This window comes from Janthinobacterium sp. GMG1 (assembly GCF_034427795.1).
Taxonomy (GTDB): Bacteria; Pseudomonadota; Gammaproteobacteria; order Burkholderiales; family Burkholderiaceae_D; genus Janthinobacterium.
Genome location: NZ_JAXQNT010000003.1, coordinates 83,171 through 105,496, shown reverse-complemented (window position 1 = coordinate 105,496; position 22,326 = coordinate 83,171). Strand labels below are relative to the sequence as shown.

General features: G+C 62.2%; 19 protein-coding genes. 7 read left to right on the top strand and 12 right to left on the bottom strand.

Features of this window, described 5'->3' with window-relative positions:
- Positions 1-140: 140 nt before the first annotated feature.
- Genes SJI03_RS09335 through SJI03_RS09325 form a run of 3 tightly spaced genes read right to left on the bottom strand, consistent with a single transcriptional unit; the run spans position 141 to position 4,806 of the window.
- Positions 141-1,652 (bottom strand): SpoVR family protein, encoded by a 1,512-nt coding sequence (locus SJI03_RS09335; RefSeq protein ID WP_322426960.1) that lies wholly within the window; start codon positions 1,650-1,652, stop codon positions 141-143.
- Positions 1,649-2,839 (bottom strand): DUF444 family protein, encoded by a 1,191-nt coding sequence (locus tag SJI03_RS09330; RefSeq protein ID WP_322426959.1) that lies wholly within the window; start codon positions 2,837-2,839, stop codon positions 1,649-1,651. The genes SJI03_RS09335 and SJI03_RS09330 overlap by 4 nt, the downstream gene beginning before the upstream one ends.
- Positions 2,840-2,841: 2 nt before the next feature.
- The gene (locus tag SJI03_RS09325; protein ID WP_322426958.1) at positions 2,842-4,806 is read right to left on the bottom strand and encodes a serine protein kinase; all 1,965 of its coding nucleotides are present in this window, start codon (positions 4,804-4,806) and stop codon (positions 2,842-2,844) included.
- Between the two features lie 256 nt (positions 4,807-5,062).
- Here SJI03_RS09325 and SJI03_RS09320 point away from each other — a divergent pair, with 256 nt between their 5' ends.
- Positions 5,063-6,244: a hypothetical protein gene (locus SJI03_RS09320; protein WP_322426957.1), complete on the top strand. Its 1,182-nt coding sequence runs from the start codon at positions 5,063-5,065 to the stop codon at positions 6,242-6,244.
- A 159-nt stretch (positions 6,245-6,403) separates the two neighbouring features.
- A complete protein-coding gene (locus SJI03_RS09315; RefSeq protein ID WP_322426956.1) occupies positions 6,404-6,736 on the top strand; it encodes a hypothetical protein in 333 nt (110 codons plus the stop codon).
- A gap of 90 nt (positions 6,737-6,826) precedes the next feature.
- Here the strand turns inward: SJI03_RS09315 and SJI03_RS09310 are convergent, their stop codons facing one another.
- Positions 6,827-8,263 carry a catalase gene (locus SJI03_RS09310; RefSeq protein ID WP_322426955.1) on the bottom strand — a complete coding sequence of 479 codons (1,437 nt, stop codon included), beginning with the start codon at positions 8,261-8,263 and terminating at the stop codon, positions 6,827-6,829.
- Between the two features lie 282 nt (positions 8,264-8,545).
- The gene (locus SJI03_RS09305) at positions 8,546-9,619 is read right to left on the bottom strand and encodes an alkene reductase (RefSeq protein WP_322426954.1); all 1,074 of its coding nucleotides are present in this window, start codon (positions 9,617-9,619) and stop codon (positions 8,546-8,548) included.
- Between the two features lie 112 nt (positions 9,620-9,731).
- On the opposite strand from SJI03_RS09305, the gene SJI03_RS09300 reads away from it, so the two are divergent.
- On the top strand, positions 9,732-10,613 hold the full coding sequence (locus SJI03_RS09300; protein ID WP_322426953.1) for a LysR family transcriptional regulator: 882 nt from the start codon (positions 9,732-9,734) through the stop codon (positions 10,611-10,613).
- 25 nt (positions 10,614-10,638) lie between these two features.
- On the opposite strand, the gene SJI03_RS09295 is transcribed toward SJI03_RS09300, so the two are convergent.
- The 4 genes from SJI03_RS09295 to SJI03_RS09280 all read right to left on the bottom strand — a co-directional run bounded on the left by SJI03_RS09295 (position 10,639) and on the right by SJI03_RS09280 (position 15,369).
- Complete coding sequence (locus SJI03_RS09295) at positions 10,639-11,331, bottom strand: tetratricopeptide repeat protein (RefSeq protein WP_099376810.1); 693 nt, start codon at positions 11,329-11,331, stop codon at positions 10,639-10,641.
- Positions 11,332-11,387: 56 nt separating this feature from the next.
- On the bottom strand, positions 11,388-13,490 hold the full coding sequence (locus tag SJI03_RS09290; protein WP_322426951.1) for a bifunctional 2',3'-cyclic-nucleotide 2'-phosphodiesterase/3'-nucleotidase: 2,103 nt from the start codon (positions 13,488-13,490) through the stop codon (positions 11,388-11,390).
- Between the two features lie 96 nt (positions 13,491-13,586).
- A complete protein-coding gene (locus tag SJI03_RS09285) occupies positions 13,587-14,633 on the bottom strand; it encodes a hypothetical protein (protein WP_322426950.1) in 1,047 nt (348 codons plus the stop codon).
- Between the two features lie 91 nt (positions 14,634-14,724).
- A complete protein-coding gene (locus tag SJI03_RS09280) occupies positions 14,725-15,369 on the bottom strand; it encodes a hypothetical protein (protein ID WP_322426949.1) in 645 nt (214 codons plus the stop codon).
- Positions 15,370-15,767: 398 nt separating this feature from the next.
- Between SJI03_RS09280 and zigA the strand changes: the two genes are divergently transcribed.
- Genes zigA through SJI03_RS09260 form a run of 4 tightly spaced genes read left to right on the top strand, consistent with a single transcriptional unit; the run spans position 15,768 to position 19,375 of the window.
- Positions 15,768-16,994, top strand: coding sequence for a zinc metallochaperone GTPase ZigA (gene zigA, locus SJI03_RS09275; RefSeq protein ID WP_322426948.1), 1,227 nt, complete (start codon positions 15,768-15,770; stop codon positions 16,992-16,994).
- Between the two features lie 19 nt (positions 16,995-17,013).
- On the top strand, positions 17,014-18,027 hold the full coding sequence (locus SJI03_RS09270; RefSeq protein ID WP_322426947.1) for a GTP-binding protein: 1,014 nt from the start codon (positions 17,014-17,016) through the stop codon (positions 18,025-18,027).
- A complete protein-coding gene (locus SJI03_RS09265) occupies positions 18,024-18,812 on the top strand; it encodes a hypothetical protein (protein WP_099376805.1) in 789 nt (262 codons plus the stop codon). The genes SJI03_RS09270 and SJI03_RS09265 overlap by 4 nt, the downstream gene beginning before the upstream one ends.
- Positions 18,813-18,856: 44 nt before the next feature.
- Positions 18,857-19,375, top strand: a complete 519-nt coding sequence (locus SJI03_RS09260) for a GNAT family N-acetyltransferase (protein ID WP_322426946.1) — start codon at positions 18,857-18,859, stop codon at positions 19,373-19,375.
- A 14-nt stretch (positions 19,376-19,389) separates the two neighbouring features.
- Here SJI03_RS09260 and SJI03_RS09255 read toward each other — a convergent pair whose 3' ends face one another.
- The 3 genes from SJI03_RS09255 to SJI03_RS09245 all read right to left on the bottom strand — a co-directional run bounded on the left by SJI03_RS09255 (position 19,390) and on the right by SJI03_RS09245 (position 22,245).
- Positions 19,390-19,815 carry a Fur family transcriptional regulator gene (locus SJI03_RS09255; RefSeq protein WP_322426945.1) on the bottom strand — a complete coding sequence of 142 codons (426 nt, stop codon included), beginning with the start codon at positions 19,813-19,815 and terminating at the stop codon, positions 19,390-19,392.
- A 102-nt stretch (positions 19,816-19,917) separates the two neighbouring features.
- Positions 19,918-21,258, bottom strand: a complete 1,341-nt coding sequence (locus tag SJI03_RS09250; RefSeq protein WP_322426944.1) for an alpha/beta hydrolase — start codon at positions 21,256-21,258, stop codon at positions 19,918-19,920.
- Positions 21,259-21,366: 108 nt separating this feature from the next.
- The gene (locus SJI03_RS09245) at positions 21,367-22,245 is read right to left on the bottom strand and encodes a peptidase (protein WP_092604876.1); all 879 of its coding nucleotides are present in this window, start codon (positions 22,243-22,245) and stop codon (positions 21,367-21,369) included.
- Positions 22,246-22,326 lie beyond the last annotated feature (81 nt).

Here is a 22,326-nt window from a genome sequence, read left to right as displayed (position 1 = left end):
CGGGCCGGCGAGAGGCACGTGCCAGCCGGTCAGTTGGCCAGCCGTGAGGCAGATGCCGGCCGGCCAGTTGGCCAGTGTGAGAAACAGGCAGCCCAGGCCGAGGTACACGCTGGCCGGACACGCTGGCCGTGCGTGAGCGTTCAGTGTTGCACGGGCGGCGCTGTCGGCGTTGCTGACGTTGTTGATGACGCTGCCGGCGCGGGCGGTTCCGGTATGCCCTCGCTCTTGCTGCGCAGAACCCGCGGCGTGCCCCGAAAATCGGCCGTATGCAGCGTGACGGGACGGCGCCAGATGCGGGCGATATACGCCAGCACCTGTTCCGCCCGTTCCAGGTCGAGGCCGCGCCCATCGCGCTGGTGATCGTGGCGCAGCACCAGGCTGCCGTCGTCGTTGAGCAGGGTGACGGCGATGCACGGCGCGCCATAGTTGTATTTGGGCGCCAGGATGGCTTCGCGGATGGCTTGCAAATCGCGGCTGGCCAGGCGCGTTTCGCCATCGCGGCGGCTTTCATGCACGAACAGGCCCAGGCGGTCGGCCAGTTCCCCGTCCAGATAGTTGCGTACAAAACTGCAGTCATCGTCGTCGCGGCAAATCTGGCGCGCCCGCGCCAGTCCTTCGCGCTCGATGATGTGTTCCCACATGCAAAAGCCCAGGTGATAGGGATTGACGGCCAGCGCCTGCTGGTGCTCGCCCGCATAGGGGCGCACCACGTCCGAATGCGACTTGATGGCGGCCAGGTACAGGGCCGGCGGCAGGAAGTCGGCTTCGCGCAGCAGCCGCGCATGCCAGTATGAGGCCCAGCCTTCGTTCATGATCTGGCAGGCGTACACGGGGTAGAAGTAAAACGACTCTTCGCGCACGGCGAGGAAAATGTCGCGTTCCCAGTCGGCCAGCTCCGGCCCATGCTGTGCAAGGAACCACAGCAAATCGTATTCGGGCTGCGGCGGCAAGAGCGGGTGCTGTGTCACGCGCGCACGCGCCGCCGCGCGCGCCGCCAGCGCGGCCGCTTCACCGGGCAAGCGCCGGTAGCGTTGTGCAAAAGGATCGTCCACGGCGGTCCTTTCCTGCTTGCTGGCCAGGCTCGCCGGCGCGGATGGTACGGATGGTACGGATGGTACGGAGTATGGCGGGCGGTGCAGCTCGGCGTGGATATCCACGTGCTGCTCCAACGCCAGTGCCGCGTCGAGCACGGCTTCCACCTGCTCCTGTCCGTGGCGTTGCAGCGCCATTTCCAGACGTTGCGCCCGCGCCGCGCTCTGTTCCAGGATGCGCTGGCCCGCCATGGCGCCGAAACGCAGGAACAGCGCATTGCGGCTGGCAAAGTCGGCGTGGCCCAGCACGTGCGCTGTGACGAGGGTGTTTTCGGCAACGGAATTGTGTTCGGCCATGTAGGCATGGCAAGGATCGCCGGGAAACATGACTTCGAACATATGCGAGTTGCCCATCTTTTGATGCACGAGCTGGTGGATATAGCGCACGCCGAACGACCAGTGGCGCATGCGCACTGGCAAGCCATAGATGGCGATCTCGGCCATGAAACTGTCCGGCACCAGTTCGAACTCGACGGGGGCGAACTCCAGCCCCAGTTCCCGCGCCAGCGCTTCGATGCGGGCCGCGTAACCGTCCAGGCCGGCTGTGTCAGCCAGCGTCATGGGACTTCTTCCGTATCGGCCGCCTCGTGCCGGAAAAAGGTGCGGATGGCTTCCCACACGTCGTCAGTCCTGCTGAGGATGCTGCTGTGCAAGGGCAAGCCGCGCCGTTCCAGCTCGGCGAACAAGCTGTGCATTTCCGTTTCCAGGCTGCGCGGCACGCCGGGGATGGTTTCCACATAGCCCATATAGTTGAGCAAGGCGGCCAGTTCGCCCAGGGCCTGGCTGGCAGCTCCCCGGTCTTCGCTGAAATTCTCGCCATCGGAGGCATAAAACAGGTAGGCGTTGTAGCGGCCCGGCGCGTAGTGTTGCTGCAGCAGTTCGCGGCTCAGGCGAAAGGCGGTGGAAGCCATGGTGCCGCCCATGCCATTGACCAGGAAGAACTCGGCTTCGGAAAATTCCCAGGCCCGTGTCGTATGGGCGATAAAGCGCGTTTCCACGCGCGCATACCTGCGGCGCAAGCCTTGCAAGGCAAAGAAAAAGAAGGATTTGGCCAGCCTGCGCTCGGCCTGCGCCATGCTGGCCGACACGTCCAGCACGAAAAACACGACGGCGTTCGTGCTGGGCCGGGGCTGTGGCAGCACCTGGCGGTAACGCAAGTCATCATTGGTGAAGGGCACGGGCTGCGCTTGCAAGGCGCGTCGCTTGATCGCTTCCTTGACCGTGCGCCGCCGGTCCAGCCGGGAACGGGCGCCATGCCGGTCCAGGCCGCTACGCACGAGCCGCACGTCGTCGGTGGCGCCCAGGTGGCGGGGTTTGAGGTGCGGCAATTCGAAGGCGTCCCACAGCCAGTCGAGTATGTCGTCGATGGGAAACTCGAGCAGCAGACGCACGGCCCCCTCGCCATCGCCGCCTTCGCCTTGCGTTCCTGCCCCGCCCGTGGCGGCGGGCCGGGCCGGGCGCAGGATATCGCCAGGCTGGCCGTCTCCCTGGCCCGCGCCCACGCTGTTGCGCGCGGGCGCCAGGCGGAAATGCGCATGTTCGAGCAGGCGCATGGGCACTTGCACCGTGCGCTGCTGCGGCCCGCCGATCAGGTCAGGCGTGGCGACCAGGTCGGGCAAGTGCGCCTGCACGGCTTCGCGCACTTTCTGGTTGTGGCGCAGCCAGTCGCGCGCGCCGCGCGAGAACAGCGCGTACCACGGCCGGGCCAAGGCTGGCGCGGCGGAAGCGGGCGAGGTCGCGACGGCCATGGCTATTCCTGCGCCAGCAAGGTGGTCACGTAATTGAGCGCTTCACGCGCGCTGTGGGCGTCATAGCCATATTCGTCGACCAGGCGCTGCTCGACGGCGGAGATTCTCGCCCGCACGTCGTCGTCGGGGCGCTTGGCCGAGCCGACGAGGCGCAGCACGTCGCGCCGCTGCTCGAACAGATATTGCTGGATGGCGTCGTGCAGTTGCGCATGGCTGCCCAGGCCAAACGCCTCGCCCCGTTTGAAGGCGCTCATGGCCTTGCGTACCACTTCTTGCCGGAACGATTGCTTGCCCGAGTCGCTGATGTGGATTTTTTCTTCCACGGCGCGCAGGAAGCGCTCATCGGGACGGCGTTCTTCGCTGGTGATGGGATCGCGGATCTGACGGTTGTCGAGCATGGCTTCGACTTCATCGAGGTATTTGTTCAGCAAGTCTTGAGCTTCTTGCTCGAACGACACGAACAGGGCCTTGTGCACGTCGGCCTTGACCCAGCGGTTATAGAAATCCTTGCGCGTGAGCACCAGGTAATCGACCCACTTGCGCTTGCGCCGCGGTTCGATGCGCGCATCGTTCTCGATGCCGTCCTTCAGGGCCAGCAGCACGTCCATGGTGGACAGGCTGTTGCGCTGTGCGGAAATGATGGCGTGCGACAGGGCATTGATGACGAAACGGGGCGACACGCCCGACAGGCCCTCGTCGGGCGATTTGTCGCGCTCGCGCATGCGGCGGATGTCGGCCGGCTGCAAGTCGTCCACATCTTCGTTGGCGTAGATGCGCAGTTTCTTGACCAGGTCGGCTTCCTTGTCGTCGCCCTCTGGCAAGCGGCTGAGGATGGCAAACACGGCCGCCGCATGCAGCACGTGGGGATCGAGGTGCACGTCGCGGAAGGCGGGGGCGGCAGCCAGGATCAACTTGCGGTAAATGCGCGCCTCCTCGCGGTAGTTGAGCGTATAGGGCACTTGCACGATGACCATGCGGTCGAGCAAGGCCTCGTTTTCGCTTTCTTGCAGAAATTTGCGAAATTCGGCCAGATTCGTGTGGGCGAGGATGGTTTCATCGAGGTAAATCAGGGGGAAACGCGACACCTTGACATTCTTTTCCTGTGTCAGGGTGAGGAGTAAATAGAGGAATTCCCGCTTCACCTTGAGGATTTCGATCATTTCCAGCATGCCGCGGCTGGCCGCATACACGGCGCCGGACCACGACCAGGCGCGCGGATCGCCCTCGTCGCCGTATTGCGCCACTTTCGACAGGTCGACGGAGCCGACCAGGTCGGCCAGGTCGGCCGTGGTGGGATCGTGCGGCGCATACGTGCCGATGCCGCAACGGCCCGCTTCCGACAGGTGGATGCGCTCGACGGGCATGCGCAGGAAGTCGCCACCGTACTGTTCTTCCAGGCGGGCGCGGCAATGGGGGCACAGTTCGCCCTGCAGCTCGGCGTCATAGCTGGCGCGAAAGTCGGCGCGCATGCTGTGCGGCACCAGATGCAGCGGCGATTCGTGCACGGGACAGCCGGCGATGCCGTACAGCGCGCCTTCGCTGCTATGGCTGTATTCTTCCAGCCCTCGCTTGAGCAGGATCACCATGGTCGACTTGCCGCCCGATGGCGGGCCCAGCAACAGCAACATGCGCCGGCCCACTTCCGAGCCGGCGGCGGCAGCCTTGAAGTAGGCGGCGACCCGGTCGATCGCCTCGTCGATGCCGAACAGCTCGTCGTCGAACAGGTGGCAGCGGAAGCGCCCGTTGTCATCCGTCTGGCCATTCCAGCGCATCATGTCCCACAGGTACTGGTGCGCGCTGCGCGTCAGCAGGGCGGCGCGGCCGGGCAGGATTTGCTCGATGAAGTCGGCAAAACTGCCGCGCCAGGGGCTGATGCGGTGCTTTGCCGCCCAGGCCGCCATGCCGTGCACAAAATCCGCATGCTGGCCTGCCTGCTCGCCCGCGGGCGCGTCGTCGTGGCGTGTCATATCAGGGCTCGTCATTGTTTCCCCATCCATACCGTTGCTGCCGTGGAGCAGGCCCAGTGCCAGCCTGTCGGCCAAGTATACGGCGGCGCCTCTGCCCGCACGCCTGATCTCGCTCAACCTTGGCGAGGGAACTATTTTTGCACTCGTTGCCGCCATGGGGGCCGGGTCGCCATGCGTGGGCGCGGTTCAATCCAGATCAATACCGGCCCGCGCGGCCCGTCCACACTGGTGGCTTGCGGCGACCCACGAGGAGAACATGATGATAGGCAACGAGAATGGTTTCAGCGCCCCGCCCGGTAGCAGCGGCAGGGGACAAAGCGCGGACGATGAAGAGGCCGTCGGCCAATTTTCCGTCCCGGGCGAAGACGACAATACGATCGAGAGCGCGTCCGTCGCGGAGGTGCCCGACGCCCTGAGCGGCGTCAGTATGGAATTGCTGGAAATCAAGCGCAGCATCGAAGACGGCATGCGCCAAAGAATTTCCCAGGCGGGCGGCGTGCGCGCAGCCGACGCCTTCAGCGACGGCGGCAATATCCAGGGCGTGTCCATCGGCCTGGGCGAGGGCGCCAGCGACAGTTCGTCCGGCGAGCCGGGCTTGCCTGCCCTGACCCTGTACGTGGCCGAGCCCACTTCCGTCGACCGCGCCAAGGCCGCCATCGTGGCGGCCATGGGCGTGCGCGCCGTGGCCAGCGACAGGGTGCCCGTCAACATCGTCGTCACGGGCGTGATCGATGCGCAACCGCACCGTTTCCGCTTGCGCCCGGCGCCGGGCGGCGTGTCGGTCGGGCATTTCCGCATCACGGCCGGCACCATCGGCTGCCTGGCCGTGGGGCGCAGCGCGCCGCGCAACAGCCGTTTGATGATACTTAGCAATAATCACGTGCTGGCCAATTCCAACGGTGGCGTGTTCAACGATTGCATCGTGCAGCCTGGCCCCATCGACGGCGGCCGCTGCCCGCAAGAGCAGGTGGCCGTGCTCGAGCGCTTCGTGCCCATCAATTTCAGCGGCGGCGTCAATTTCGTCGATTGCGCCACCGGCTGGGCCTGGCCAGACCGCGTGCGTCCCGAACTGGTCTACCTGAGCGGCGGCGTGCCGGCGTACTTCCGCATCAGCAATGCGCTGGTGGCGCCCGCGCTGGGCATGGTGGTCGGCAAGTCCGGCCGCACGACGCAATTGACGCAGGGCCGCATCACGGGCCTGGGCGCCACCATCAACGTCAATTACGGCAGCGGCAGGATCGCGCTGTTCCAGGACCAGATCGCCATCACGGGCATGAGCGGCGCGTTCAGCGCGGGCGGCGACTCCGGCTCGTCCATCTGGACCTGGAACCAGCAGCGCAATCCCGTCGGCCTGTTGTTTGCCGGCGGCGGCAATATCACGTTTGCCAACCAGATGCGGCGGGTGGTGGCGGCGCTCGATATCAATTTGTATACCTGAGCACGCTTTCAAGACCTGGCGGGGCGCCTTGCATATCGCTGCCTTTTGCACGATGATGATCTTGGGCAAGGGCCGCCGCCACGCCTGGTTCGGGCTGGCGAAGCGTGCTGCAGCGCCGGATAGGCGGGTGTATCATGGAAAGCATCAGGAGGGTGTGTCATGACTAACAGTAAATTCGCACTATCGCCATCTGCCGTCTTCGAAGACGCCGCCATGCCGTATTTGCCGGATGCGCCTCCTGGACAGGGCATGGGACAGTATGCCCCTGCCGCCCCCCAGGGCCATCTGGAAGCGGCAAAGCGGCGCAACGAGCGGGCGCTGATGGCCATCGACGGCGTGGAAGGCGTCAGCCTGGGGCAGACGGCCGTGGGCAAGGAAGCGCTCGTCGTGTACCTGCGCGACTCGTCCGTCAAGCGGCGCGTGCCGTTGCAGGTTGAAGGTTATCCGGTAGAAACGAGCATCACGGGCCAGATCGATATCCAGCGCTGGTAGCAGGCAGGCCGGGCGACTTTTGCGTCATGCCGCGGATGGCTGCGGCGGAAGGCCTGTCGCCAGGCCTTCCGGGTTGACTTTTCGCCTGCCTTATTTGCTCAGACGGGCTATCGCTTCGGCCACGCCAGCGCCATAGGCGGGGTCGCACAGGGTGCAGTTGCCGATGTGGCGTTGCTTGACTTGCTCCGACGCGCCCGAGATGGCGCGCGCCGTGTTGTCGAACAAGGCTTGCTGCTGCGCCGGGGTCATCAGTTGGAACAGGGCGCGCGGCTGCGAATAGTAATCTTCGTCGACGCGGTGGTTCCAGTGGTCGGCCGCACCCTCGATGCTGAGCGGCGGCTCGCGGAAATCGGGCTGCTCGGCCCATTCCTGCTCGCTGTTCGGTTCATAGCCCAAGGTTCCGCCCTGGTTGCCATCGACCCGCATCTGGCCGTCGCGGTGATAGCTGTGGAACGGGCACTTCGGCGCGTTGACGGGAATATGGCTGTGGTTGACGCCGAGGCGGTAGCGCTGCGCGTCGCCATACGAAAACAGCCGGCCTTGCAGCATCTTGTCTGGCGAAAAGCTGATGCCAGGCACCACGTTGGCCGGATTGAAGGCGGCCTGTTCCACTTCTGCGAAGTGGTTGTCGGCATTGCGGTTCAGTTCCAGCACGCCCACTTCGATCAGCGGGTAGTCGCCGTGCGGCCACACTTTCGACAGGTCGAACGGGTTCAGGTGATACGTGCCTGCCTCTTTTTCCGGCATGATCTGCACATACAAGGTCCAGCGGGGGAAATCCTTGTTTTCGATGCTTTCATACAAGTCGCGGTGCGAACTTTCGCGGTCCTTGCCGACCAGTTCCTCGGCTTGCGCATCCGTCAGGTTTTGGATGCCTTGCTGGGTTTTAAAGGTGAACTTGACCCAGAAACGCTCGTTTTGCGCATTCAGGAAGCTGAAGGTATGGCTGCCGAAGCCGTGCATGTGGCGGAAGCTGCGCGGCAAGCCACGGTCGCTCATCACCACCGTGACCTGGTGCAGGGCTTCCGGCAGCGAGGTCCAGAAATCCCAGTTGCTGTTGGCGCTGCGCAAGCCCGTACGCGGGTCGCGCTTGATGGCGTGATTCAGATCGGGAAATTTCAGCGGGTCGCGCATGAAAAACACGGGCGTATTGTTGCCGACCAGGTCCCAGTTGCCTTCTTCCGTATAAAACTTCAGGGCAAAGCCGCGGATATCGCGTTCCGCGTCCGCCGCGCCCCGTTCGCCGGCCACCGTGGAAAAGCGCGCGAACATCGGCGTTTGCTTGCCGACCGCGCCAAAAATCTTCGCTCGCGTATAGCGCGTGATGTCGTGCGTGACGGTAAACGTGCCGTGCGCACCGGAACCCTTGGCATGCATGCGGCGCTCGGGAATGACTTCGCGGTCGAAGTGGGCCAGCTTTTCCAGGAACCACACATCTTGCAGCAGGGCGGGGCCGCGTGGCCCGGCCGTCTGGATGTTCTGGTTATCGACAACAGGCGCGCCAAAGGCGGTGGTCAGCTTTTTCATTGGACTCTTTCTTTATAGGGGAGGTCAACGGACGAGCCAGGGCCTACCCAAACACTGGCTGGGTTGAGCGTGTACGACGTGCTCACCGAGGCTGGTCCAGAGTAACAAATTTCTAAAAAGCAAATTCAGTGTAATCGATTTCGGGGCCGGCAACAGCCCCGCCGCCGCCTTGGAGGCAGCGCGTCCATCATAGCCTCTGGGAAAGAACTAGCTCAACACGATTGCCCTGTGCCAGATTCCTGATGCTTGCAAGTGGCGCGCTGTCTTGTTTCAATGAATGGATCAGGCCGCTTGGGTCAGATCCAGCGCCGGGTAATCCGTGTAGCCGCGAGCCGTGCCGCCAAAGAAGGTGGCGCGGTCCGCTTCGTTGAACGGCGCATTCGTCGTTAACCGCTCGACGAAATCGGGATTGGCCAGCACAGCCTGGCCATACGATTCCATGTCGGCCAGGCCTGCCGCGATGTCCTCGCCCATCTGTTCGCGCGGGCGTCCAGGCCGGTTCACCATCAGCGGCTGGCGCCACAACTGGCGTATATCGGCCAGCAAGGGTTCATTGCCTTGATGCATGACGTGCAGGTAAGCCAGGTTCAGCTTGTCGAGTTCCGCCACCAGGTAGCGGTACAGCGCCGGGCCATCCTCGCCTTCGTCGATGCCCCACATGGTGGTGCCGGGCGACAGGCGGATCGCCGTCCGGTCGGCGCCGATCTCGTCGGCAATGGCGACGGCAACTTCGATGGCGAAGCGGGCGCGGTTTTGAATCGAACCGCCATACGCATCGCTGCGCACATTCGCGCTGGGGGCGAAGAATTGCTGGACCAGATAGGCATTCGCGCCATGGATTTCCACGCCATCGGCACCGGCCTCGATGGCGTGCCGGGCGGCAGTACGGAAATCCTGTACGGTTTGTCGCACTTCGTCCGTGCTCAGCGCGCGCGGCACGGGTATGGCTTGCATGCCCGTGGCCGTAAACATGTCGGTACCCGGCGCGATGGCCGATGGCGCCACCGGCTGGCGATGGTGGGGCGTATTGTCCGGATGCGCCATGCGGCCCGCATGCATGAGCTGCATGAACAGGCGGCCGCCGCGCGCATGCACTGCCGCCGTGACTGTTTGCCAGCCGGCCACATGCGCCTGCGTATGGATGCCGGGCGTGTTCAGGTAGCCCTGGCCATCGGCGGATGGCTGCGTGCCTTCCGTAACGATCAGGCCGATACTGGCGCGTTGCGCATAGTAGTCGGCGGCAAGCAGGCCGGGCGTGCCGTCGCTGTCGGCGCGCGAACGGGTCATCGGCGCCATGGCCAGGCGGTTCGGCACGCTATGGCGGCCAACATGAATGGGGGTCAACAGGGGCAACATGGTTATCCTCAAAAGGTGAAGGTTCAAGATGGGAACATCATCGCCTGCTTTTCGTTTGAGACAAATATGGTAAATTGAGAATCATTGGTGCAAAAATGGAGCAATCAAGACGATGGAGTTGCTGAACGATATGGCCCTGTTCGTGGAAGTGGTCAAGGCGAAAGGTTTTCGCGGTGCGGCGCAGGCGATCGGCATGTCGAATTCGACCTTGTCGCGCCGCATCAGCGCGCTGGAAAAGGCCATCGGCCTGCGCCTGCTGCACCGCACGACGCGCAAGGTGGAATTGACGGAAGCGGGCCAGCAGTATTTCGAGCGCTGCAAGCGCATCGTCGATGAGGCGAGGTTTGCCCATGAGGAATTGGGCGGCATGCTGGCGCAACCGACAGGCGTTCTGCGCGTGTCGTTTCCCGTGGATTTTGCCGTGACTTACCTGGCGCCGCTGATCGCCGAATTTGCCGCGCGCTATCCGGGCTTGAGCTTTGATTTCGACTTCACGCCACGGCGGGTGGACCTGGTCAGCGAACCGTTCGACGTGGCCATCCGCATCGGGCCATCGGCCGATTCGCAATTGATCGCGCGCCAGTTGGCCTTGCTGCCCACCAATCTATACGCGTCACCGGGCTATCTGGCGCACGCGGGCGAACCGCATGAGCCAACAGACTTGCAGCGGCATGAATGCCTGAGCATGATCAAGGCGGGCAGCTGGAGCTTGCAAGGTGGGGAGCAGGGCGGCGGACAAGGCGTCACGGTGCCCGTGGGAGGCCGCTTCGCGCTCAACAGCGTGGGCATGAGCCGGCGCCTGGCCGCGCTGGACATGGGCATCATCCTGATGCCCGAACAAATCGTTGCCGACGAGCTGGCGAGCGGCCAGCTGCGCCGCATCCTGCCGCTATGGCAGGGCATGCCTGCCTCCGTGTATGCCATGACGGAAACGCGCTTGCTGCCGGCCAAGACCCAGCGCTTCATCGAATTCCTGCGCGAGCGGCTGGCCTGAAACACAGGCCCGAGCGGCTGGCGCGTCAGAAACGGTTCCAGTTATTGTGCCGATGCTCCGTCGCTTCCTTCATCAGGTGGCCGGCGCGCAGGGCGTCGTCGGCTTGCACCGTCATGGCCAGTTCCTGTAGGGCGGGCGGGTATTCATGGTGGGCCGCTTCTTCCAGCAATGCACGGCCCTTGGCCGGGTCGCGCGGCACGCCGCGGCCTTCGCGGTAGGCGTTGTACAGCAGGAACATGGCGTGAGGATTACCCAGTTCGCTCGACTTGTCCAGCCAGTGCGCGGCGATCACGGGATCTTGCGGCACGCCTTCGCCATTCGCCGCTAGCAAGCCCAGCATCAGGGCCGCCTTCGCATGACCTTGCTGCGCCGCCTGCCGGTACCATAGCCAGGCCTGGGCTGGCGTGGCGGCGCGCAGCATTTGTCCCAGCTCGAACGCGGCTTCCGTGTCACCGGCGCGGGCCGCCTGTTCAAACAGGCTCAAGGCCTCGGCGCGGCGTTCGGGACGGGGTTGGTAAATCAGCGCCAGTTCGCGCTCGGCAACGGGCATGTCCTTGCCGGCCCAGCTGCGCACCTTGCGCTCGGCCTGGTGGTCGCCCGCCTGGCGCGCATGCATGGCGACGGCTTCGATTTCCGCCGCCGTGGGCGGTGGCGACGCCTGGCAGGCGGCCAGAACCGTGGCCAGCACGACGGCAGGGAGGGAGAGCGCGTGTTTCATCTTGTTCACCTTTCATCAAAACAGGCCGGCACATCGTTCGTGCCGGCCCATGGACCTTATTTGCTCAGGTCGATGCGGTACTTGGCAAATCCGCTGGCGTCGAGGCCGCCTTCGGACGCCACGTTGGCGATGCCGCTCGCTTGCGCCAGCGCCAGGTGGCCCGGTGCCGAGCGCAGGATCACGGGGCCGGCCGTGGCCGTCTTGACGAAGCTCCAGCTGCGCGCGCTGCCATTCGCCGCCAGGGTCACCTTGCCGCCCTTGGTGCTCAGCGACGCCAGGTAATTGCTGACCACGGCCTGGTTCGCATCGGGCGACTTGATGATGGTCTTGCTGCCATCGATGCCCGGCACGGCGCCGCCGCCGCCGGCACGGTAGTCGTTGGTGGCGACGATAAAGTCATCGCCATCGGCCACGGGTGCCCCCTTGTACGTGAGGTTGACGATGCGGTTGCCCAGCTTTTTCGTCACGTCGATCTGGTACGTCAGCGCATTGTTTTCCGCATAAAACACGTCATAGTTATAAATCGTGCCATACGACGGCACCAGGTCTTGCTCGGCGCTGCTGGCCGGGTCAATCTGGTTGAATTGCTTGGCCGACGTTTCCAGCCACGCTTTCAAGTCCGAACCCTTGATTTTCACGGCTTGCAGGTTGTTATTGCTATATAAATACAGGTCGCCCGGATTGCGCACTTGCAAGCCGACCGGTGCGGCAGGCGTCGCGCCGGAGGCCACGTCCGTGAAGTCCGATGGCCCGTTGCGGCCCGCCTTGAACGGCGCGCTGCAAGAAATGACGGGGATGTTCTTGTAGCTGGACAAGGTCGCATCCGTGCTGGTGGCGATGAAATTTTTCACGTAATCGAGCTGCGCCTGGTTGACCAACTGGATGGCGCTGACGTCGCCCACCAGCGCAAAATAGGCGGACATCTCGAAGTCCGTGCTGATGCCCAGCGGCTGCTTGGCGTAGGCGATGGTAGCTGCGTGCTCGGTGGCCACCAGCGGCGCGATGGCCGGGTCGGCGTTCACGAGGGTCTTGCCATCCGTGTACTTGAAGCCGCGCGATTCGACCGACGTCTTCGCTGGCTGCACCACCCATTTACCGCCCTGGTACACCATCGTCAGCTTGATGATGCCCAGGCGGCGGCCCCAGCTTTGTGCCATGACGGTGGGCACGCCGTTCACGAAGCCGTTGACGGCGTCGATCTTTGCGCTGGCCGGGAAGGCGGCAAACGAAGCGTCCAGTGCGGCCGCGCCGTCTTCCTTGCCTTTCGGGAAGATCAAGTGCGAGTGGCCGATCATCAGCGCGTCAATGCCCGTGCTGGTCAAGTGATAGCTGCCGTTTTCCATCTTCGGGCTGTAGGGAGTGGTATCGAGGCCGCCGTGCGACAGGGCCACGACGAGGTCGGCGCCCTTGCTGCGCAATTCCGGCACGTATTGTTTCGCCGCTTCCTGCACGCCCGTCACGCTGACTTTGCCGGCGAGCACTTTCTGGTCCCATTCGAGGATTTGCGGCGGCACAAAGCTCAGCACGCCCACATTGATTTTCACGGTCAGCTTGCTGCCATCGGGCGCCGTGGCGGCGAAATCGCGGGGCAGCAGGGTATAGGGCTGGAAAATCGGCTTGCCGCTGGACACGCCGACGACATTGCTCAGCACGGAAGGGAAGGCGGGCGCGCCGCAGGTACCCGTCGGCTTGGCCACGCCGGGTATGCCGAAATCCGTGTTGGTGATCTGGCTCAGGTAGGGTAAGCCGTAGTTGAACTCATGGTTGCCCATGCCGCCCGCGTCATATTTCAGCGCGTTCATCGCCTTGTGCACGGCCAAGGTGCCGGGGCAGGGCACGGGCGCGGCCACGGCTTGCAGGTCGGCCAACAAAGTGCCCTGGATGACGTCGCCATCGTCGAGCAAGACGTTGTTCGGATTTTCCGCGCGCGCCGCCTGGATCAGGGTCGACGTGCGCTCCAGGCCCAGACTCGTGTCTTCGGCCAGCGCGTAATAGTTGTAGCTGAGGACGTTCGAATGGATATCGGTGGTTTCCAGCAAGGCCACGGCGACCGTCGTGCCCTCGGGAATGGCCGGCGCCGCCGGGGTATTCGAACTGCCGTTGCAACCGACGAGACCTGCACTTGCCAGCGCCGCCAGCATGACCCAATTTGTTTTCATTACCGCCCTCGGAGAGATTCAAAGGACGCGACTGTAACGCCTGCATATGACGCCACCATGACAGTGTGGCAGGGCGCATGGCGTCGTGCCGGCGTGTCAATGCGCCGGCAGCTTTTTCAGCACCTCATTGCTGAAGTATGGTTCATCCTCCACCCAGAAAATATAGTCCAGGCCCAGGTAGTTGCGGGCAAAGTCGAGGACATCCTCGAGCGAATTTCTTTTCCCGGTGCGGGGATTGATCTGGCGCAGATTGCCGTCTTGCACGGCCATGCCTTTGACCAGATCGGCCGGATAGTCCTTGATGAAGCGGTAGCTTTGGCCCATATGGCTTTTTCGATACGGCATCAGGTCGGGGCCGCCCACGCCCATCTGTAGCGTTTGCGCTTGCGCAAACACGCTGCGCATATAACCCTTGTCGCTCCACGGCAACCATTCACCTGGCAAAAAATTCAAATACACCATGGTGGTGGTGTGAGGAAAGGCGCCGGCCAGCACCCGCATGTTTTCCTTGATGGCATCGACATACTGTTGCGGCTTGAAATCATCGGGAAAAATCGTATTTCCTTTACTGTCCTCGACACCGATGTCGATCGAACTTTCGCTGAAATTAATGCCCTCGATTTTTCCGTCGAATTCCTGGCCCAGCGCCCGGATCAAGCGCTGGTAACGGTCGCGCACCGGTTGTTCCCACATCTTTGGCGACCAGCCGTATTCATCATCCGTCACCGGTTTGTGCGGGTCGCGCTCCGGCGCCGAGAGCATGCTTTGCTTGATGATGCCGCCCTGATATAGGGGATCGCTGAGTAAATAGGCCGGCACATTATGGCGCGGCGTGAAGGATTTTTCCTGCAGTTGTATCCACAGTTTTTTGCCGATTGAATCGAGATGGGCGATGTCGTGGCGGATCGCCGCAAAATCATACCGGTCCTGTTGTGGCTCCAGGCTGCGCCAGGTGTAGACGATTTGCGCGCCACGGAAGCGGGGATCGTTTAACGCTTTATCCGAGCGGATGTTTTCCCCGTTCAGTTCACGGTGATTAAAGTAAAGATAGTGTTGGATCGGCTTTTGTATGTCTGCGGCAATGGCACTGCCCATCATTAAAACAAGTACGGCAAGAAGCCTTGTGGAGTTGCGTAAGAACATCGATTCCTTGGTGATTGTGAAAATTGAACTGTGGCAACATGGAGTATCTTCACGCGCCATGCAAGCACAATTGATCAAGCGCGACAAGAATCTAATTTTGTATCAAATCTACATCTTCTGCTGAGTTTTTGGCTAATTCAGGATTACCGCTATTATTTAAAACCCAGAGTACAAGATTGCCATTTTCAATAATTTCTTTTTTGGAATAGATTGAACTAAAATAATCCAGTAGTTTGATATGGTCTGCCGGTAACGGCAAATTTTTCATATCTTCAGGGATATCTTCGAAGTAATACCTTGATTTTTCCAATGAAGGATACTTCTTCAGTAAATAATCATTCATGGTATATGGCTCATAATTTCCAACGAATAAGTCTTTTGTTAATATTCCTGTAACTGTAATTTCATTGATATGTTTTTTTAAATATTCAAAATGCTCTTTTGTGGTCGAGAAGTCGGATTGTGAAATGGTGTTATTTTTCGACAATTGCCTGACAACAGAAAGCCGAACATGATCGCCATTGATCTCTATTACTTTGAAAATGTAATGATCCGTTTGAATGCTTTGGCTTCCACCATTCACCCCTGTTCTTTTGTTGAAAATAAAACTTCCAATTTGCAATTTATGCTCAGGGCTGTTAATGGTTTGTTTCCATATGTAGGGGTTGTAAATCATTTGCTTAAAAACATATATGGAGATGAGAGCGAGCAGGCTTATTATCAGTATTTTTTTCATTAGGCTAGGCAAGAATAAAATAGTTAAGAGCGGCTTGCTAAGGGCTAATACAATCGAAGCCAGCCGATGTGATGCTCACGCGGCCGCGCGGCTGAGAAGCACGGCTGTATGTCTGCACGAGGGGCAGAAGCAGTCTTCATCGCATCATCCAGGGGCTGCCGACAACAGTCAGCCCCCATGCGCTTACTTCGATGGCATCGCCGACGAGCTTGCACTCTAGCACGTCGAGGGCCGGGATCCTGATCCTGCTGGTAGCGCATGGATTCCTCTTTTTCACGGTGGCAGACAAAGATCGCCACACAAATGCAAGTTTGTTGCATTATAATTTGAAAACGCAATTCATTTGCATTAATGCGACCATCGCCAACTCAGCAACTCAGCCAGCCGAAGGAATCCCCATGACCCAGCGCAAACTCCCCGTCACCGTCCTGTCCGGCTTTCTCGGCGCCGGCAAGACCACCTTGCTCAACCACATCTTGCGCAACCGCGAAGGCAAGCGGGTGGCCGTCATCGTCAACGACATGAGCGAAGTCAATATCGACGCCTCGCTGGTGAAAGACAGCGCGGAAGCGGCTGGTGCGGCCCTGTCGCGCACGGAAGAAAAACTCGTGGAAATGTCGAACGGCTGCATCTGCTGCACCCTGCGCGACGATCTGTTGCTGGAAGTGCGGCGCCTGGCGGCGGAAGACCGCTTCGATTATTTGCTGATCGAATCGACGGGCGTGGGTGAGCCGATGCCCGTGGCCGCCACCTTCGACTTCGAGGATGAGCACGGCGACAGCCTGAACGACGTGGCGCGCATCGACTGCATGGTCACCGTCGTCGACTGCGCCAACTTGCTGGCGGATTTTCACAGCGAAGACAGCCTGGAGCAGCGCGGCGAGATCGCGGGCGAGGGCGACGACCGCCAGCTGGCCAACTTGCTGACGGAACAGATCGAATTTGCCAATGTCATCGTCCTCAACAAGGTCGACATGGTCGACGCAGACGAGCGCCTGCGCGTGCTGGCCATTTTAAAAGCCCTCAATCCCGGCGCGCGCATCATCGAAACCAACCAGTCCATCGTGCCGCTGGACGCTATCCTGGGCACGAACTTGTTCGACCTGGAGCAGGCGGCCGGCATGCCGGGCTGGGCCCAGGAGCTGGCCGGCACCCACACGCCGGAGACGGAAACATATGGCATCAACAGCTTCGTTTACCGGGCGAAAGAGCCGTTCCACGCGCAACGCTTGCATGACTACATTGCCCAGCCGATCAAGGGCGTGGTGCGCAGCAAGGGATATTTCTGGCTGGCCAGCCGTCCCGAATGGGTGGCTAGCCTGTCCGGCGCGGGCAAGCTGATGAATATCGAGCCCGTGGGCTTGTGGTGGGCCTCCGTGCCGAAGGAGCGCTGGCCCACGGATGCGGCCTCGCTGGCGGAAGTCAAGGCGGGCTGGAGCGAAACGTATGGCGACCGCTACCAGGAGCTCGTCTTCATCGGCCAGGACATGGACCAGGCCGCCATCGAGGCGGACTTGAGGAAATGTCAACTCAACTACACGGAAACGCGCCAGGGCATGGCCGCCTGGCGCAAGCTGCCCGACCCGTTTCCCCAATGGCAGCGCATGGAAGAACTTGAAGATTAACCATCGATAGGAATGCACTATGACAGAACTGATCCCCGTTACCATCATCACGGGTTTTCTCGGCAGCGGGAAAACCACCTTGCTCAAGCGCATATTGCAGGGCGATCACGGCGTGCGCATTGCCGTGATCGAAAACGAATTCGCCGCCGAAAGCATCGACCATGGCTTGCTGGTGCAGGATAGCAACGAGCAGATCGTGGAAATGAACAATGGCTGCATCTGCTGCAGCGTGCGCGGCGACCTGATCCGCATCCTGGGCGAATTGCACGCCAGGCGCACAGCGGGTAGCATCGATTTCGACCACGTGATCATCGAAACGACGGGCCTGGCCGCGCCTGGTCCCGTGGCGCAAACCTTCTTTGCGGAGCCGTCCGTCAGCGAGTTTTACATGCTCGACGCCATTTTGACGGTGGTCGATGCGCGCCACGCGCAGCAGCAATTGACGGCGCACAAGGAGGCGCAGGAGCAAGTAGGCTTTGCCGACCGCATCCTGCTGTCGAAGACGGACCTGGTCAGCAAGGACGAGCTGGCCGCGCTGCGCCAGCGCTTGGTCGCCATCAATGGCCGCGCCAGCATCCAGAAAGTAAGCTTTGGCAATGTGCCGCTGCGCGACATCCTGAACATTCGCGGTTTCAACTTGAACGCCATCGTCGAGCTGGAGCCGGATTTCCTGGGGGAACTGGGCCACCGCCATGGCGACGGCGTGCAATCGTTCGTCTACCACCAGTCCCAGCCCCTGGATCTGCTGCAGGTGGAAAATTTTCTGGATGCCGTGGTACAGCTGTTCGGCGCCCAGCTGATGCGTTACAAGGGCATCTTGTATGTTGCCGACATGCCATGCCGCGCCGTGTTCCAGGGCGTGCACATGCTGATGGGCTCGGAACTGGGTGCGCCGTGGCGCGACGGGGAAACGCGCGCCAGCAAGATCATCTTTATCGGCCGCGACTTGCCGCAGGATATGCTGATCCGGGGCCTGGACCGCTGCGTGACCACGCTGGCCACGGCGGACAGCCCCGGCGAGGTGGCCGCATGAGCGTGGAAGCGGGCTTGCCCGCCCTGGCGCTGATCTTTCTGCTTGGCATGCGACATGGGCTGGAACCGGACCACCTGGCCGCCGTCGATGGTCTGACCCTGCGCAGCCAGGCGGCAGCGCCGCGCTGGGCGCCGTGGATGGGGGCGCTGTTTGCACTGGGCCATGGCCTCACCGTGCTGGCCATCGTGGCCGTGGCCGCCGTCGCGTCGCAGCAATTTACGCCGTCGGAGGCCGTGTTTGGCTGGCTGGAATGGCTGCCCATCGCCTTGCTGCTGCTCATCGCCGGCATGAATGCGCGCAGCTTGCTGGCTGGCGCGCAACTGGCCGACGTGCGCGGCCGGCTGTTGCCACGCTGGTTGCGGGGCGCATCGGGGCCGCTGGCCGCCATCCTCGTCGGCATGCTGTTCGCGCTGGTGTTCGACACGGCCCTGCAGGCGGCCGCCTGGGGCTATGCGGCCGTCGCGCTGGGCGGCATGCAGCCAGCCTTGCTGACCGGCCTGGTGTTTGCCGTCGGCATGGGCGTGACCGATACCTTCGATGGCTGGGTCACGGCGAAAGTCATGCGCACCGGCCAGGCGGATATCGTGCGCGCCTTCCGGCGCCGCCTGGGCTGGCCCATCGTCGCCATCTGCGTGGCCATGGCTGGCACCATGGCGGCCGGCAAGTTTGACTCCGCCTGGTCGCTGCCGGAAAGCTGGACGGCGGCCCTCGGCGCGGCCATGGTGCTGCTGATGGCGGCCCTGTACGGCTGGACCTTGCTGGGTTTGCGCCGCGTGCGTGCCTGAGACGGGGGCGTGGGTATAATGGAAAAAAACTGCCGGATTCCACCATGCCCGCACCTGAAATCGTCATCCGCCTGCTGACGCCAGCCGACACCGCCGCGTTTTGCGCGCTGCGCCTGCGCGCCATCCTTGATTCGCCCAGCTCGTTTTCCTCGTCGCGCGAGGATGAGCTGGCGCGCACGCCGCAAGAACATGTGCAGCGCATCGCCGGCGGCCCGCTGCACAGGGCTTTCGGCGCCTTCGATGGCGAACGCCTGGTCGGTTTTGCCGGCTTGCGGCGCGAATCCATGCGGCAACTGTCGCACAAGGCCTTGCTGTGGGGCGTGTTTGTCGATGTGACGCAACGGGGCAAGGGCGTGGCGCGGCGTCTCGTGAACGCCTGCATCGAACAGGCCGAGACGGACCCTGCCGTCATGCAAGTGCATTTGAGCGTAAATGCGGAAAACAATGCTGCCTTGGGCCTGTATGAATCGCTGGGATTTATCGCGTATGGCACGGAACCGCGCTCGATGCGCGTGGGCGACTTATTCTATGACGAGCATCACCTGGCTCTATTGATCAGGTGATGTCTTTTTGAGAATTACTTGCAGCGCGGGCACAGGCCCTTGATCAGGTAATCGACTTCGCCGCCGCTGAAACCTTCCGGCAAGAGCACGGGCGGCGGCAGCTTGACTTCATTGAAGCAGGTGACGTTCGCGCATTTGGTGCACTGGAAATGCGCGTGTTCGTGCGCCTGGTGGCCGGCGCCCGCGCTGAAGCGCCACACCTGGTCGGCGCTCGCGATGCGGTGCACCAGTTCATTTTCCGTCAGCCATTCCAGCACCCGGTACAGGGTGACGGAATCGATGTCGCTGTCCTGCGACAGCGCCTGCTGGATTTCATGGTGGGTCAGCGAACGGCTTTGCGCCATTAAAAAGTCGAGCACCTTCACGCGCGTCTTGGTGACGCGGGCGTTGGTGTTGCGGATCAGCGATTCTGCTTGCGGTGTAGAAGATGATGTCAACATGATAGGCCTGCTTGCGGGGGATCGGCTGGCGGCGTCATCGCCGTGCCTTTGCCACCCTCTGGGCCGTATCTTAGCATGCGTGCCGCACTCGATGGAACGGCGTCATGGTTTGAACGTCCAATAGCGGCCGGCCACCGTATCGACGGGGTCGAGAAAGCGCTGGTCGGCGCGCGCATGGTTGCGTATCAGATAAAACATGTCGGACAGGGCGGAGCGCTTTTCCGCGAAATACGCATGTTTCATGAAACTCGTGTCGACCCCGGTGGCGTCGATGGTTTCCACGCCCGCCACGATCAGCATGCCGGCGCCGCTGTCGCCCGCGCGCGCGTAGCCGTGCACGGTTTTCGAGGCGGCCAGGGCCAGGTCTTGCGACGAGGCATACAAGGTGACGGGATTGCGCGCGCCGGCCAGTTTCGGCGCGATATCGTGCTTGAAGATGGCCGCGTCGATATCGGGCGCGGACAGGATGATTTCCGTGATCTTTTGCGCCAGCTGCGGCTGCGCGGCCAGCAAGTCGGCCACGGCCCGCGCCAGGCCACGGCTGCCCATGCTGTGGCCGACCAGATACACTTGCGCCGCCTCCGTGCTGGCAAGAAAGTCGGCCAGGAAGTCGGTGAGGTGGGGCGTGCTCCACTCGATATTGTTTTCATCGATCGTGTAGCCGGCCACCTCGCCGCGTGACGGCCAGCTGTAGAACACGGGCGCGCCGTCAAAGCCCAGGTCGTAGGCCATCTGTCCCGTGCGCCGCGCCGCATCCTCGAAACTCACGTTGTAGCCGTGCACGAAGACAAAGGTGCTCTTGCCGGCCGAAGCGCGGATCTGCGTTTTTAATGCGGCAAAGAAGTTGTCGCGGTCTTGCACCTCGGCGGACAGCAGCACCACGTGCTTGGCCGGATCGTCGCGAAATTCCAGGCGCCACAGCGACGGCGATTCCAGCTGGCCCATGCGGTGGTCGCGGGGGATGCTGATGTCGCAGCTGCCATAGCTGAGCGGACCATTACCACTCTTGATGTTGCGTTCGCCGCTGAAGCGCTGGGCCGGCGGCTTGCCCACGTCGCGCTGGCGGTCCGTGGCGAAATACACTTTGACGACGGCATAGTTCGACACGACGGCGCCTTTATCGGCCGGCGCGGGCACGGCTTCCACGTCGGGCGCCTGGGAAAAAGACCGCTGCAGCGCATCGAGCAAGCCTTGCGCGGCAAACAGGGTTCCCATGTCGTCCGGCACTTTCGCGCCGGACAGGGCGGCCGACAGGGCCAGTTGCAGCTGGGTATTGGCGGGCTCGGCTTCCAGCGCGGCGATCGCGGCCAGGATGGCGGCGGCGCCGTCGAACCTGGCGATGGCCTGCTTGAGCCGTTCATAGTGGCTGGCCACGGCTTCGGGAGCGTGGCCCGGCGCGCCATGCCCGATGGCCGCCACGACAGCGGAAGTGATCAAGTCCATGCGCCACCTGCCTTTCATGTCAATCTGGATTGAATGTCAACCCATATTGCCATAAAAGCACGCGAAAAGCGATTTGTCCAGCGCCCCGCGCAGCGGGTGCGGCTAACATCAATGCTGTTTGTCGTCGCTGAACTGCTGCGCCAAGGATTGCAGGGGCGCCACGGTCAGGCCGCCGCGGCTCACGTGCTCGGGGATGGCTACGCGCACGGGCTTGCTGTGCATATTGGCCGATGACAATACGTTCGTCGTCGTTTCCGGCGCGGCGTTCCACACGGGATCGACGATGCCTTCGAACACATGTTTCAACTGTTCGCCCCACGTGTCGCGGATCATGCGGAAATACTGGTTCTTTTCATCGATGGTGACGAAGCGCGTGACGGCCAGGCTGCCCGTCTCGTAGACGAGCAAGTCCAGCGGCAAGCCGACGGAAATGTTCGAGCGCAGGGTCGAATCCATGGAGATCAGCGCGCACTTGGCCGCTTCGTCCAGGCGCGTGAACGGGTTGATGACACGGTCGATGATGGGTTTGCCGTATTTCGCTTCGCCGATCTGGAAATACGTGTTTTCATCGTGCGATTCGATGAAATTGCCGGCCGAATACACCTGGAACAATCGGCAGCGCTCGGCGCCTATCTGGCCGCCTAATATAATGCTGACATTGAAATCGATGCCGCAGTCGGCCAGGGCCTTCGCTTCGCGCAAGTGCACGGTGCGTACGGCTTCACCCACGATGCGCGCCGCATCGTACATGCTGGCCACGTTCCAGATGCTGCGTCCGTCCGCATCGACGTGTTCGGAAACGATCTGACGGATCGCCTGCGAGATCGACAGGTTGCCGGCCGTCATCAGGACCAGCATGCGGTCGCCCGGGTTTTCGAACACGCTCATCTTGCGGAAGGTGCCCACCTGATCCACGCCGGCATTGGTGCGGGAATCGGACAGGAAGACCAGGCCTTCGTTCAGGCGCATGCCTATGCAATAAGTCATCGTCGTAAATCAAGTCAAAGGGGAAGCATTCTACACCAGCCGGGCCTTGCCACCTGCTGGCAAGGCCCGGCCAGCCTCATT

Coding starts and splice junctions, on each gene's coding strand:
- SJI03_RS09335 (WP_322426960.1), bottom strand. CDS start 1,652: ATGACGCTGGCTGACACAGCCGGCCTGGACGGTTACGCGGCCCGCATC.
- SJI03_RS09330 (WP_322426959.1), bottom strand. CDS start 2,839: ATGGCCGTCGCGACCTCGCCCGCTTCCGCCGCGCCAGCCTTGGCCCGG.
- SJI03_RS09325 (WP_322426958.1), bottom strand. CDS start 4,806: ATGACACGCCACGACGACGCGCCCGCGGGCGAGCAGGCAGGCCAGCAT.
- SJI03_RS09320 (WP_322426957.1), top strand. CDS start 5,063: ATGATGATAGGCAACGAGAATGGTTTCAGCGCCCCGCCCGGTAGCAGC.
- SJI03_RS09315 (WP_322426956.1), top strand. CDS start 6,404: ATGACTAACAGTAAATTCGCACTATCGCCATCTGCCGTCTTCGAAGAC.
- SJI03_RS09310 (WP_322426955.1), bottom strand. CDS start 8,263: ATGAAAAAGCTGACCACCGCCTTTGGCGCGCCTGTTGTCGATAACCAG.
- SJI03_RS09305 (WP_322426954.1), bottom strand. CDS start 9,619: ATGTTGCCCCTGTTGACCCCCATTCATGTTGGCCGCCATAGCGTGCCG.
- SJI03_RS09300 (WP_322426953.1), top strand. CDS start 9,732: ATGGAGTTGCTGAACGATATGGCCCTGTTCGTGGAAGTGGTCAAGGCG.
- SJI03_RS09295 (WP_099376810.1), bottom strand. CDS start 11,331: ATGAAACACGCGCTCTCCCTCCCTGCCGTCGTGCTGGCCACGGTTCTG.
- SJI03_RS09290 (WP_322426951.1), bottom strand. CDS start 13,490: ATGAAAACAAATTGGGTCATGCTGGCGGCGCTGGCAAGTGCAGGTCTC.
- SJI03_RS09285 (WP_322426950.1), bottom strand. CDS start 14,633: ATGTTCTTACGCAACTCCACAAGGCTTCTTGCCGTACTTGTTTTAATG.
- SJI03_RS09280 (WP_322426949.1), bottom strand. CDS start 15,369: ATGAAAAAAATACTGATAATAAGCCTGCTCGCTCTCATCTCCATATAT.
- zigA (WP_322426948.1), top strand. CDS start 15,768: ATGACCCAGCGCAAACTCCCCGTCACCGTCCTGTCCGGCTTTCTCGGC.
- SJI03_RS09270 (WP_322426947.1), top strand. CDS start 17,014: ATGACAGAACTGATCCCCGTTACCATCATCACGGGTTTTCTCGGCAGC.
- SJI03_RS09265 (WP_099376805.1), top strand. CDS start 18,024: ATGAGCGTGGAAGCGGGCTTGCCCGCCCTGGCGCTGATCTTTCTGCTT.
- SJI03_RS09260 (WP_322426946.1), top strand. CDS start 18,857: ATGCCCGCACCTGAAATCGTCATCCGCCTGCTGACGCCAGCCGACACC.
- SJI03_RS09255 (WP_322426945.1), bottom strand. CDS start 19,815: ATGTTGACATCATCTTCTACACCGCAAGCAGAATCGCTGATCCGCAAC.
- SJI03_RS09250 (WP_322426944.1), bottom strand. CDS start 21,258: ATGGACTTGATCACTTCCGCTGTCGTGGCGGCCATCGGGCATGGCGCG.
- SJI03_RS09245 (WP_092604876.1), bottom strand. CDS start 22,245: ATGACTTATTGCATAGGCATGCGCCTGAACGAAGGCCTGGTCTTCCTG.